Raw genomic sequence first — 9,589 nt, forward strand, 5'->3', positions numbered from 1 at the left:
AAGAAAATGCTTCATAAATTAGTTCCTGAGAAGTATGGAGTTGATTTAGAAACTTTTCTTCGGCAGGCCTATTTCGAGCAAGGTCTTGATCAATATAAGATAGCTGAGATTTTAGAATGCACAGCTGGAGCTATATGTCTTTGGTTCTCTAAATTCAACATCCAGACACACCCTAATGGCACCTTTCAAAGAGGGCGAAAGCTGTCACCGAAACATATTGAAGTCATCAAAAAAACTCATACTGGCAAAAACGTTACAAAAGCAACTAGAGAAAAGTTGAGTAAGGCCAGACGAGGTATTTCATATATTGGTAAATCACCACATTTCACAGGAAAGCGATTAGGTAGAACTGACGGGTACATTCAACTTTACAAGCCAGATCATCCTAATGCATCTAAAGAAGGATATGTCATGGAACATCGTTTTATCATGGAACAAAAATTAGGGCGGTACCTTACTAAAAAGGAAGAGGTACATCACATCAATCATATAAGAAATGATAATCGAATTGAAAACTTGCACTTGTTCTCTTCGAAAGAAGATCACCAAAGGTTCCATATGAAAAAACGGCACAAAGAACGGAGGAATAAAAATGTCAATTAATCGTGTGGTACTTGTGGGTCGCTTAACAAAGGACCCTGAGCTCAGATATACCCCGAACGGAATTGCTACAACTACTTTCACGCTGGCTGTAGATCGTCCATTTACCAGTCAAGGCGGTGAACGGGAGACGGATTTCCTACCTATTGTGACCTGGCGGCAGCTTGCAGAGACGTGCGCCAACTATCTTAAAAAGGGCCGTTTAACCGCCGTAGAGGGCCGTGTACAAGTGCGTAACTACGAGAACAGCGAAGGCAAGCGGGTGTATGTAACTGAGATTGTAGCGGATAATGTGCGGTTTCTGGAGGGTAACCGAGACAACCAGAGCCAGCGAGATCCAAACGAACCGGATCATCGCCGCAATTATGATAAAGACCCGTTTGCAGACGATGGAAAACCAATAGATATATCAGATGATGACTTACCTTTCTAGGAGGATAAATGGAAATAATCAATGTGACACAGGAGCTATACGCCGCTTCAAAACGACTGGGGAAGTCAGCGGATGCATTGTTCGGATTAGGTAAAGACAAGGCGGAAACAGAACGTATCTATCGCGCTGAACTAGCTAAAGAAATGTTTAAGCTACGCCAGGATAAAGTACCTGTGACGCTTATACCTGATATGGCAAAGGGGAACGTATCGAAGCTGCTGTTTGACCGAGACTTGGCAGAAACACAGTTCCAAGCCGGCATTAAAGCTGCGGATGCTATCAAGGTTCAGGTATCGGCGTTACAAAGTATTCTCAAATTGCAGACGGATTTATAGGAGGATCTATGAAGATAGATTTAATGGATGAATGGTATCCCGTTCCTAAGCCCGGCAAAAGCAAACGTGTAAAGCTCACACAGCGTCAAAAGGGAGATATAAGCCAACAGGTAGATAAGCAGCTTAAAGCGCGGTCACACGGACTTTGTGAGCTTTGTGATAATGCCTTGGCTACCGAACGAGCTCACTTAATCGGACGTAAGCATATTAACCATAAAACGAGAGTAACGGACTTATTACATTTATGTACGGCATGTCATGACTGGCTTGATGAAACGCCGGAAGGAATACGGGCACGGAAATGCATGGCTATGCTTGTTCACAACACTTCCGAGAAATTCCCGGAAATTCCCGGAACTTCTGAGAAACAAACGGAATCGAAGGGAAGCGTTAGAGATGGCTGAAAAGAGAATGATTTCAAAAGTGATATCAATATCAGAAAAAGTAAACATGTTGCCTGAACTTTTCGACATGCTGCTGTTTACATGGATGATTCCACATACAGACGATTTCGGTCGTCTGGCGGGATCGCCTGCAAAAGTGAAAGCTTTAGTAGTGCCAATGTTAGATAAGACACTGGCTGAAATTGCTGATTCTCTTAGGAGATTAGACAAAAACGGGCTGATTGTTTGGTATGAAACGGAAGGAGAAAAGGTCGTTCAGGTGATCAATTTTGAAAAACATCAACAGGGTTTACACAAACGAACGAAGTCTAAATTCCCGGACATTCCGGGAAATTCCGGGAACTTCCCAAAAATTCCTCCTGAAGGGAAGGGAACTGAAGAGAATAGAACTGAAGAGAATAGAACTGAAGAGAATAGAACTGAAGAGAAGGGAAGGGAACAGGTTTCGCCTGATGGCGACAGCAGCCTTAATCCTTATCGGTATTATGAAAATGGTTTTGGGATTATGAGTCCAGTTGTTAGAGACAACATAGACGACTTATCAAAAGAATACGGTGATCGTTGGCTTTGTGAAGCTATGAAAATAGCAATTTTAAGAGGCAAACGAAATATGGCTTATGTCCATGGCATTTTAAAAAGCTGGCATGCTGACGGAATAGACGAGCCTTGGAAGGAGGAACAAACGAATGAAAAGTCTGAAGGATCAATTAAAGGGTCTCAGTCCCGAAGAAATGGCGGCAGAACTGCTGAAACGGCTGAGAGCGAGTTCGCCTTCCTCGACCGACAAAACCGAACCGGAGCCACCGAAGAACCACCGATGTGAAAAATGCCGGGATGAAGAAGGTTTTCTGATCCGTGTTAAAACCGGAGACGGACCATTTGATTACCGGGACGACTGGCGAGATTGCGAGTGCAAAAAGGAAAGGGTGGCAGAACGGATGATGAAGTCAAGCCGGATTACACCGGAGTTTCAGAAGAAGACTTTCGGTAACTTTGTACAGGATGGCAGACCACATACAGTTGTAGAAGCCTACAAAGCGGCATACAACTGCGTTCAGGATTTAGACGACCAAGGAATACCAAACCATAGCATTGCTCTTCTAGGGCGTCCTGGATGCGGCAAAACGCATCTGCTTATGGCAGTGTCAAACAATCTATTAGCCAAAGGAATACAGGTGCTATATTTCCCTTTTGTCGAGGGGTTTAACGAGATCAAAGCCAATCTAGACACGCTGGAGCAACGCATACACCAAATGCAACAGGCGGATGTGCTTTATATAGATGATTTATTCAAGGGCCGGGAGAAGGCAACAGATTTCGTAATTGAGCAAATGTTCGCCATCATCAATTATCGCTACCTCGAACGAAAACCAATCCTTATCAGTTCAGAGAAAACAATAGCTGGCTTATGCGAGATTGACGAGGGCATAGGAAGCCGGATTAACGAGATGTGCCGCAACTATAAAGTAGTGCTGCAAGGCGGGATTGAACTTAATTATCGTCTCCAGTAAGACTCCAATAAGAAGGGAAGAAGATACGGATGCGAAATGTAATTTTTGATGTAAGCAAGGAAACTGTAGGAATTTTGGTAGATCAAATCAAAGGTCAAAATGAGGATAGTTTAATTGCACTGGCCCCATTATCTAACGGCGTTACAGTCCATGCACCGAATAAAAAAGGCAAATACAAGGGGTACCATCGCTTAGAGCTCCAAGTAATGATACCGGAAGATGCCATTCAGGGTGAGGGGGCTTTAACAGATTTCGGAGCATTCGTGATGCTCAGACTACCAAGAAATAGGGTGCGGGATCACTTAAAACACTCAGCCGTATTAACCCAAGGAGAGGGGATAGAGGAATGATCCAATGGATCAAACGTCTGATATGTAGATACAGGGGTCATAAGTGGGAGACATATATAGTCAGCACAGGTTACGGGAGCAATGAAATAGAGCAAGCAGGCTATTGTGTTCGGTGTGGTTTGGATACTCACGGAGAATATCAGTGATGGAGGGGATAGAGGAATGAACCAATGGATCAGTGTGAATGAGCAGCTTCCAGAAACGAGAAAAAGAGTATTGGTGAGTTTCATAACATCATCAGGAAAAAGATGGACAACTTGCGCCGATTATATCGCTCCAAGAACAGTGCCGGAAGATGAATATATGGATGAAGAGTACACGGATGGCGGGGAATATGACGAAGAGAATGACTGCTATTGGACTACAAGCGGTTGGTACGAATTTAACTATGAGCCTGAAACGAATTGGAGATTAGGTGAAAAGGTAACTCATTGGATGCCTTTGCCGAAGGCCCCCGAAGCGACCGAATAGCCTAGCGAAGCGGCAGCCGAATAAAATCACAGCCCCTAAAGGGCAAGGAGAGGAATAAGAAATGACTGCAAATATATCGAAACATATGAACGTTACCACGCTTGAGATCAAAACAGGATTGAAAGGTTTCGTGTACATCCATAATTACGGTAGGCACTCAATACAGGGATCAGGTTGGGGATTTTTCGCTGGTGGTAATCCTTACGCACTTAATCTTGTCATGGTAATCAACAACAACGATGACGTGCATAAGTGTATCGCAAAAATTAACGAAATTGACTGGATCGATTTGTATGACAAAGCGGAATGCACAGACTTTTTGCGCCGGATGATTAGAGATTAGGGATTACTAGCATATCAAAGGAGAGGAATAAGGGATGATTAGAATATCGGGAACAGCAACTGTATGCGTGGATTTTGAAGTGAAATTGGATATGACGGAAGATCAATTTTTTGAACTAACCGAGAAAAAACAAAACGAACTGCTTGAATCCGCAATTGACTGGCGGGATGCTTTACAGAATGGGCAAACAGACGAAATTGAAGTCGATGACATTGTGGAGGTCTAAACCATGGATAAGAAGATAAAAGAGATAAAAGAAGCACTGGCAGCAGCTACACCGGGACCGTGGGAATGGCGGTCTGGTGGATACAATGAGAATGGTTCTTTTTATGGTGATACATCCTTTGAAATATGCAGTTTTGGTGGTCAAAAAGGATATGAAGAGCATGCAGGTACAGACCCTAAAGACGAAGATATAAACTTAATTGCCAATGCACCATCATATATTGATTACCTTTTACAACAGATAGAGATTAAGGATAAGGCACTGGAGTTTTATGAGGATGAAACGAACTACACGACAGAAATACTTGTGCCAGGTGAAGAATATAGCTTTTTGTTAATCCTTGACGATAAGGGGAAGGTTGCCCGTGCAGCTTTAAAAGGAGATGATACAAATGAGTAGACCCATCAAATTTAGAAAGTGGGATAAGGATTTAAAAAGGATGCATGTGTGCGGTGAGGATGTTCATGACTCAATCGCCTTCGGGGAAAACAACGAGGCATATTATTACAACGAAGCATGGTATTGCAATCTCGATAAAGACAAGGACTGTGAGTTGATGCAATTTACCGAACTACTAGACCGTAATGATAAAGAGATATACGAATCCGATGATGTGAAATTCAACGGCAGGATGTATAGAGTTACATGGAACTACGGAAGGTTCATAGCTGTAACACTAGATGACAATGTTGCGTATGAATTGCATCAAATCAATGATGGATGTGAGGTAATTGGCAACATCTATGAAACTCCACTGGAGGATACCCCATGAATCCAATAGACGACTACAACTACTTAGACGAGGACCTTGAAGGATCGCTTCGTATAGCTAGAGCAGAGTTAGAGTGGGAGAACGCACAGGAGGCCGAAGACGAACGTGAAACCGTTTGAAAGCATGACCAATTCTGAACTGGTCATTGCAGCTTATGACGAAACTAAAGATTATGATTATCGAATACTTGCACATGAAGAAATCTACCGGAGGGCAGGTGTAACGGATGGCGACGGATTACACAAACCGGATGGACGCCATATTTGAGACTTGGGAATATCACCTGTATGAAAAGCTTGCTGGGGCTGACCGGATTGTTGCGCTTATTCAAAGCGAAGGCTCAATGTTTGGTATTCCGCCAGAAGCACGGACAGATTATATAAAGCGAAAACTAGTAGACATGATAGATCAGATAGCGGAAAAGCGTGAAGCTAGTGACCTGGGCAAGCCGGGGCGAAAAAAGAAAATAGGATAGGGGAATGAATATGACCAGATACGTAGGAATAGACCCGAGTACCAAAACAGGGGTATGCATCTTGGATGCAGATGGTAATGTACTGGATGCATTGGAAGTAACGGCTGCTGGGAAAGATCCAGAGCGTATGTCAGACATCATCACTGATGTGTGTGAAAACGTAGATTACGGTGATGTGGTAGTGATAGAGGGTTTTGGCTTTGCTTCACAATCGGGCTTCCTCCTTGGCGGGATTGGTTGGGGAATCCGATTGGACTTGTACGAACGTAACATTAAATATCAGGAAGCCGCTCCTTCAGCGCTTAAAAAATTCGCTTCAGGTAAGGGAAACACAAAAAAGGATGAATTGGCAGTAGAGATATTTAAACGGTGGGGCTTCCAACACGGTTCAGATAACGTCCGAGACGCGTTTGTTTTAGCTCAGATAGCTCGTTCATTACGAGGTAATACCAATACTGCCAAATTCCAAAAGGAAGTCATACAAGCCATTTTAAAGCCTCCAGTGAAAAAGAAGAAAAAAGCATAGGATACTGTTTTAACACAGGGTGAAATTATCAAATTAATTCATATAACAACGTATAAAGGAGTTCTAGGAATGGAGAATAAGACTCTTAAATATATCCCTGGCTATTATCCATATCGTATCGATGAAGACGGAAAAGTGTTTGCTCCACATGCGAAAACAGGCTTTCCGGTTTTGGTGAAAGAGAGTAATCGGATGGTAAATGTTCGTCAAGATGGGAGTCCAAAGAAAGTAAAAGTAGCTGAATTATACCGTAGAGCATTTAACAAGCTGCTTCCAGAGGATTAAATATATAGCCCCCAAGGGCAGAGAGGACATAACAATGGATAAAGCAAAAATATCAAAAGCTCAGGCGCAGGCTGTAAATCTGCTTAAGAAAGTACACCCTGAGTCGTCGATTGTAAGAATGCATGTTGAGTATCCCGAAAAATGGTCGAAAGACTTTGAAGGTGTAAATGGTATGGAATTGGATTTGCTTATACGCGCTCTTTATAACGGTTATGAAGTGGAATTAACGATGGAAGAACGGATGAAGGAGGCTTTCGAGGAAACAACGGCTCATGATGGATGCTTTTACGGAGATATTGTGTCGGAAGCAAACGGGTTCCACGCTGGCTTTATCACGGCGCTTAAAATTGCAGGCATTGAGGTGCCAGGCATAACGGATTAAGCCCCATAGGGGATAAGAAGGAGGGAACAGCCCTCCATAAGGGGATAGACATATGCGTAAATTAAGCCTGTTCAGCGGTATAGGCGGAATTGATTTGGCGGCTGAGTGGGCGCAAATGGAGACGGTGGCATTTTGTGAACGGGAGCCATTCCCGCAGGCTGTATTACGTAAGCATTGGCCTGACGTACCAATCTACGACGATGTATGCACGCTGACAGCAGATAGATTAAGGGAGGATGGAATACTTGGAGACAATCGAACAATTGACATTATTTCCGGAGGATACCCTTGTCAGCCTTTCAGTGTTGCCGGGGACAGAAAAGGCACGGAAGATGACCGCCATCTCTGGCCTGAAGTGTTCCGACTCATACAAGAAATCAAGCCTAGGTGGTTTGTTGGCGAAAATGTTGCTGGGCACGTCACATTGGGCCTCGACATCGTACTTACTGACTTGGAAAGTATCGGCTACGAGTGGGAAACGATTGTTCTTCCGGCTTTATCCGTCGGAGCGCCACACAGACGAGACAGGGTTTTCATTGTGGCCCACTCCTACGGCGAACGATGGGAAAAACATTACACTCCCACCAGCCGCGAGGAATTGGGACAGCGTGCCCGGAGAAGTTTTGAGGAGGTACTTCCCAACGCCAACGGCAAGCCAAGATTACAAACCGATCAGACAACTTGCACCTTCGGAAAAGGATGGGAGCCACGGAACGATGTTGGTGGGAGCAATAGGGGATATGTACCCGGAACTTATTGGAATGTATTTGAACCCCCAACTTTCGGAGTGGCTAATGGGCTTCCCGATCACATGGACCGAGTTAAAGCACTCGGGAACGCGGTAGTACCAGAACAGGTATATCCAATCCTAGCAGCCATCAAAGCCATAAATGACAGTCTTTAAGGGGGATACACCCCCTACTACCTATAAAGGAGAGATATACCAATGGATTACTATTCACCGACCATAAAACGTCTACAAGAATGGCATGAAAAAGCGAATGAAGAAGAAATACAAGCTGATTTTAGCAATGAAGTTGGGGCAGAGCTTTTTATTTACATCTCAAATTGTGGACGGGATTCTAAGACAGTAACGCTACATGGATTTATAAAGCATTTAGAAAAGACAGCAGCTAGCTTCGGTTTGAAATAGCTAGGGAGAGGCATAACAGCCTCTTACCACCTATAAAGGAGAGATATACAGATGGCAACTGGACAAGTAAACCCTGACCTATACGAACTTTTGAGAGAGCGTGAAACCGGACTCTATATACAAAACTTCGAAAAAAACATAACAGTATTCGCATATGTACATTTAGACTTCGGGGATATTTCGGATTTTGTCAAGTTGGTTGGAGATGACTATTTATGCGAAGGCGGGTATGATGCCAAGATTTGCCCAACGTCAGTCGTTGTTGAAATAAACGATGTGATTGAGCGTTTCGACAATGAGTTATCTGATTACAAAAATTGTTTTGATGAAGACGATTGGAAACGGCACGAAAAAGAAATTGCAATTATGGAGGCTTAACAGCCTCTTACCCTACCCAACAGAAAGGAGAAAGCAACATGGAACGGATATACCGGACTTATGCTGATACCGAAGTCACTCAGTTATCTACAGCCGTAAAATGCCCTCATTGCGGTGAAGAGTGGATGGAGCCAGACACGGACGAATGTGGGAAAACTTATAAATTGAGATGTGAAAATGAGGACTGTGAACGGGAATTTGAAATGCACTTTGATGCTTCATAGCCTCTTACCCTATACCCCTATAAGGAGATGAACCAATTTGGACGGACTCGTTATTAAGCCTAAATGGGCAGATATGATCCTATCGGGAGTCAAAACGTGGGAGATTCGCGGAAGCAAGACTCATAAGCGCGGCACCATCGGTATTATCAAGAGTGGCAGCGGACTTGTATATGGCACAGTGGAGCTTATGAGTTGCGTTCCACTGACTATGTACAACTGGGAGATAAACAAGGATAAGCATCATGTTTCATATGCAGATATAGATTACAAAACACCCTATGCATGGGTAATGGGAAATCCAATCATTTACCCGGAGCCTGTACCTTATAAACATCCACAAGGGGCAGTTATATGGGTTAAATTAGGAGGCGGTAAAGGTGAGTGAACAAATTAAAGAAATCAAAGAAAGGTTTGAGTTCAATCTCAGAATAGCAGAGACGACAGGAGGCGCAACGGGCGCTGAATACAAAGATATTCAATACCTATTGAATTTGGTAGACTCACTCCAGCAGCAGCTTGCAGAGAGGGACCAGACAATAGCCCTGATCACCAAGGATCATGATATTTTGCTAGAACAGTCTATACGAGAATTGGCAGCAGCGGAAAAGAACTGGCGAGAGAAGGGCGATGAAAATCGCAGGCTACGTGAAGCACTGAAAGAAATAGCTGATACCAAATATGACATGTCAGGTGTACTTGGACGAGTTACGGCACGTCGGGC

Annotated in this window: 23 protein-coding genes and 1 pseudogene; all 24 read left to right on the top strand. The window is 43.6% G+C overall.

Annotated features, from left to right (window positions below; genetic code table 11):
- On the top strand, positions 1–603 hold a 603-nt coding region (locus AC5V8P_RS19465; RefSeq protein ID WP_495473789.1), incomplete at its 5' end, for an HNH endonuclease.
- On the top strand, positions 593–1,033 hold the full coding sequence (ssb, locus tag AC5V8P_RS19470) for a single-stranded DNA-binding protein (protein WP_064795292.1): 441 nt from the start codon (positions 593–595) through the stop codon (positions 1,031–1,033). The genes AC5V8P_RS19465 and ssb, both read left to right, overlap by 11 nt.
- A gap of 8 nt (positions 1,034–1,041) precedes the next feature.
- Positions 1,042–1,368, top strand: a complete 327-nt coding sequence (locus AC5V8P_RS19475) for a hypothetical protein (protein ID WP_064795291.1) — start codon at positions 1,042–1,044, stop codon at positions 1,366–1,368.
- Between the two features lie 8 nt (positions 1,369–1,376).
- Positions 1,377–1,772 (top strand): hypothetical protein, encoded by a 396-nt coding sequence (locus AC5V8P_RS19480; protein ID WP_231116690.1) that lies wholly within the window; start codon positions 1,377–1,379, stop codon positions 1,770–1,772.
- Positions 1,765–2,595 (top strand): DnaD domain-containing protein, encoded by an 831-nt coding sequence (locus AC5V8P_RS19485; RefSeq protein ID WP_064795290.1) that lies wholly within the window; start codon positions 1,765–1,767, stop codon positions 2,593–2,595. The genes AC5V8P_RS19480 and AC5V8P_RS19485 overlap by 8 nt, the downstream gene beginning before the upstream one ends.
- Positions 2,504–3,283 (top strand): DnaA ATPase domain-containing protein, encoded by a 780-nt coding sequence (locus AC5V8P_RS19490; RefSeq protein WP_076292358.1) that lies wholly within the window; start codon positions 2,504–2,506, stop codon positions 3,281–3,283. Before AC5V8P_RS19485 ends, AC5V8P_RS19490 begins: the two co-directional genes overlap by 92 nt.
- Before the next feature lie 29 nt (positions 3,284–3,312).
- On the top strand, positions 3,313–3,633 hold the full coding sequence (locus AC5V8P_RS19495; protein WP_064795289.1) for a hypothetical protein: 321 nt from the start codon (positions 3,313–3,315) through the stop codon (positions 3,631–3,633).
- Positions 3,634–3,795: 162 nt separating this feature from the next.
- Positions 3,796–4,104: a DUF551 domain-containing protein gene (locus AC5V8P_RS19500; RefSeq protein ID WP_064795288.1), complete on the top strand. Its 309-nt coding sequence runs from the start codon at positions 3,796–3,798 to the stop codon at positions 4,102–4,104.
- Positions 4,105–4,165: 61 nt separating this feature from the next.
- Complete coding sequence (locus tag AC5V8P_RS19505) at positions 4,166–4,447, top strand: hypothetical protein (RefSeq protein ID WP_064795287.1); 282 nt, start codon at positions 4,166–4,168, stop codon at positions 4,445–4,447.
- A 34-nt stretch (positions 4,448–4,481) separates the two neighbouring features.
- Positions 4,482–4,673 (top strand): hypothetical protein, encoded by a 192-nt coding sequence (locus AC5V8P_RS19510; protein ID WP_064795286.1) that lies wholly within the window; start codon positions 4,482–4,484, stop codon positions 4,671–4,673.
- Positions 4,674–4,676: 3 nt separating this feature from the next.
- Complete coding sequence (locus tag AC5V8P_RS19515; RefSeq protein WP_064795285.1) at positions 4,677–5,072, top strand: hypothetical protein; 396 nt, start codon at positions 4,677–4,679, stop codon at positions 5,070–5,072.
- Entirely contained in the window at positions 5,065–5,445 is a 381-nt protein-coding gene (locus AC5V8P_RS19520) for a YopX family protein (protein ID WP_064795284.1), read from the top strand. The genes AC5V8P_RS19515 and AC5V8P_RS19520 overlap by 8 nt, the downstream gene beginning before the upstream one ends.
- Positions 5,442–5,564 carry a hypothetical protein gene (locus AC5V8P_RS19525; protein ID WP_269203068.1) on the top strand — a complete coding sequence of 41 codons (123 nt, stop codon included), beginning with the start codon at positions 5,442–5,444 and terminating at the stop codon, positions 5,562–5,564. Before AC5V8P_RS19520 ends, AC5V8P_RS19525 begins: the two co-directional genes overlap by 4 nt.
- Positions 5,551–5,712 (top strand): hypothetical protein, encoded by a 162-nt coding sequence (locus AC5V8P_RS19530; RefSeq protein ID WP_155762499.1) that lies wholly within the window; start codon positions 5,551–5,553, stop codon positions 5,710–5,712. Before AC5V8P_RS19525 ends, AC5V8P_RS19530 begins: the two co-directional genes overlap by 14 nt.
- Positions 5,672–5,920, top strand: a complete 249-nt coding sequence (locus AC5V8P_RS19535) for a hypothetical protein (protein ID WP_103046793.1) — start codon at positions 5,672–5,674, stop codon at positions 5,918–5,920. The genes AC5V8P_RS19530 and AC5V8P_RS19535 overlap by 41 nt, the downstream gene beginning before the upstream one ends.
- A gap of 10 nt (positions 5,921–5,930) precedes the next feature.
- Complete coding sequence (locus AC5V8P_RS19540; RefSeq protein ID WP_064795282.1) at positions 5,931–6,446, top strand: crossover junction endodeoxyribonuclease RuvC; 516 nt, start codon at positions 5,931–5,933, stop codon at positions 6,444–6,446.
- Between the two features lie 69 nt (positions 6,447–6,515).
- On the top strand, positions 6,516–6,731 hold the full coding sequence (locus tag AC5V8P_RS19545) for a hypothetical protein (RefSeq protein ID WP_064795281.1): 216 nt from the start codon (positions 6,516–6,518) through the stop codon (positions 6,729–6,731).
- A 34-nt stretch (positions 6,732–6,765) separates the two neighbouring features.
- Positions 6,766–7,113 carry a hypothetical protein gene (locus AC5V8P_RS19550; RefSeq protein WP_064795280.1) on the top strand — a complete coding sequence of 116 codons (348 nt, stop codon included), beginning with the start codon at positions 6,766–6,768 and terminating at the stop codon, positions 7,111–7,113.
- A gap of 52 nt (positions 7,114–7,165) precedes the next feature.
- Positions 7,166–8,017 carry a DNA cytosine methyltransferase gene (locus tag AC5V8P_RS19555; RefSeq protein ID WP_064795279.1) on the top strand — a complete coding sequence of 284 codons (852 nt, stop codon included), beginning with the start codon at positions 7,166–7,168 and terminating at the stop codon, positions 8,015–8,017.
- 42 nt (positions 8,018–8,059) lie between these two features.
- Entirely contained in the window at positions 8,060–8,266 is a 207-nt protein-coding gene (locus AC5V8P_RS19560) for a hypothetical protein (RefSeq protein WP_064795278.1), read from the top strand.
- Between the two features lie 51 nt (positions 8,267–8,317).
- On the top strand, positions 8,318–8,644 hold the full coding sequence (locus AC5V8P_RS19565) for a hypothetical protein (RefSeq protein ID WP_064795277.1): 327 nt from the start codon (positions 8,318–8,320) through the stop codon (positions 8,642–8,644).
- Positions 8,645–8,682: 38 nt separating this feature from the next.
- Positions 8,683–8,868 (top strand): hypothetical protein, encoded by a 186-nt coding sequence (locus AC5V8P_RS19570; protein ID WP_064795276.1) that lies wholly within the window; start codon positions 8,683–8,685, stop codon positions 8,866–8,868.
- A 37-nt stretch (positions 8,869–8,905) separates the two neighbouring features.
- Positions 8,906–9,253: an ASCH domain-containing protein gene (locus AC5V8P_RS19575; RefSeq protein WP_064795275.1), complete on the top strand. Its 348-nt coding sequence runs from the start codon at positions 8,906–8,908 to the stop codon at positions 9,251–9,253.
- Positions 9,246–9,589 (top strand): annotated as a pseudogene (locus AC5V8P_RS19580) (hypothetical protein); the annotation flags it as partial. The gene AC5V8P_RS19575 and the pseudogene AC5V8P_RS19580, both read left to right, overlap by 8 nt.

It is taken from the genome of Paenibacillus sp. N119s, assembly GCF_059447605.1.

Excerpts from the sequence above, each read along its gene's own strand:
- ssb (WP_064795292.1), top strand. The coding sequence starts at position 593 with ATGTCAATTAATCGTGTGGTACTTGTGGGTCGCTTAACAAAGGACCCT.
- AC5V8P_RS19475 (WP_064795291.1), top strand. The coding sequence starts at position 1,042 with ATGGAAATAATCAATGTGACACAGGAGCTATACGCCGCTTCAAAACGA.
- AC5V8P_RS19480 (WP_231116690.1), top strand. The coding sequence starts at position 1,377 with ATGAAGATAGATTTAATGGATGAATGGTATCCCGTTCCTAAGCCCGGC.
- AC5V8P_RS19485 (WP_064795290.1), top strand. The coding sequence starts at position 1,765 with ATGGCTGAAAAGAGAATGATTTCAAAAGTGATATCAATATCAGAAAAA.
- AC5V8P_RS19490 (WP_076292358.1), top strand. The coding sequence starts at position 2,504 with ATGGCGGCAGAACTGCTGAAACGGCTGAGAGCGAGTTCGCCTTCCTCG.
- AC5V8P_RS19495 (WP_064795289.1), top strand. The coding sequence starts at position 3,313 with ATGCGAAATGTAATTTTTGATGTAAGCAAGGAAACTGTAGGAATTTTG.
- AC5V8P_RS19500 (WP_064795288.1), top strand. The coding sequence starts at position 3,796 with ATGAACCAATGGATCAGTGTGAATGAGCAGCTTCCAGAAACGAGAAAA.
- AC5V8P_RS19505 (WP_064795287.1), top strand. The coding sequence starts at position 4,166 with ATGACTGCAAATATATCGAAACATATGAACGTTACCACGCTTGAGATC.
- AC5V8P_RS19510 (WP_064795286.1), top strand. The coding sequence starts at position 4,482 with ATGATTAGAATATCGGGAACAGCAACTGTATGCGTGGATTTTGAAGTG.
- AC5V8P_RS19515 (WP_064795285.1), top strand. The coding sequence starts at position 4,677 with ATGGATAAGAAGATAAAAGAGATAAAAGAAGCACTGGCAGCAGCTACA.
- AC5V8P_RS19520 (WP_064795284.1), top strand. The coding sequence starts at position 5,065 with ATGAGTAGACCCATCAAATTTAGAAAGTGGGATAAGGATTTAAAAAGG.
- AC5V8P_RS19525 (WP_269203068.1), top strand. The coding sequence starts at position 5,442 with ATGAATCCAATAGACGACTACAACTACTTAGACGAGGACCTTGAAGGA.
- AC5V8P_RS19535 (WP_103046793.1), top strand. The coding sequence starts at position 5,672 with ATGGCGACGGATTACACAAACCGGATGGACGCCATATTTGAGACTTGG.
- AC5V8P_RS19540 (WP_064795282.1), top strand. The coding sequence starts at position 5,931 with ATGACCAGATACGTAGGAATAGACCCGAGTACCAAAACAGGGGTATGC.
- AC5V8P_RS19545 (WP_064795281.1), top strand. The coding sequence starts at position 6,516 with ATGGAGAATAAGACTCTTAAATATATCCCTGGCTATTATCCATATCGT.
- AC5V8P_RS19550 (WP_064795280.1), top strand. The coding sequence starts at position 6,766 with ATGGATAAAGCAAAAATATCAAAAGCTCAGGCGCAGGCTGTAAATCTG.
- AC5V8P_RS19555 (WP_064795279.1), top strand. The coding sequence starts at position 7,166 with ATGCGTAAATTAAGCCTGTTCAGCGGTATAGGCGGAATTGATTTGGCG.
- AC5V8P_RS19560 (WP_064795278.1), top strand. The coding sequence starts at position 8,060 with ATGGATTACTATTCACCGACCATAAAACGTCTACAAGAATGGCATGAA.
- AC5V8P_RS19565 (WP_064795277.1), top strand. The coding sequence starts at position 8,318 with ATGGCAACTGGACAAGTAAACCCTGACCTATACGAACTTTTGAGAGAG.
- AC5V8P_RS19570 (WP_064795276.1), top strand. The coding sequence starts at position 8,683 with ATGGAACGGATATACCGGACTTATGCTGATACCGAAGTCACTCAGTTA.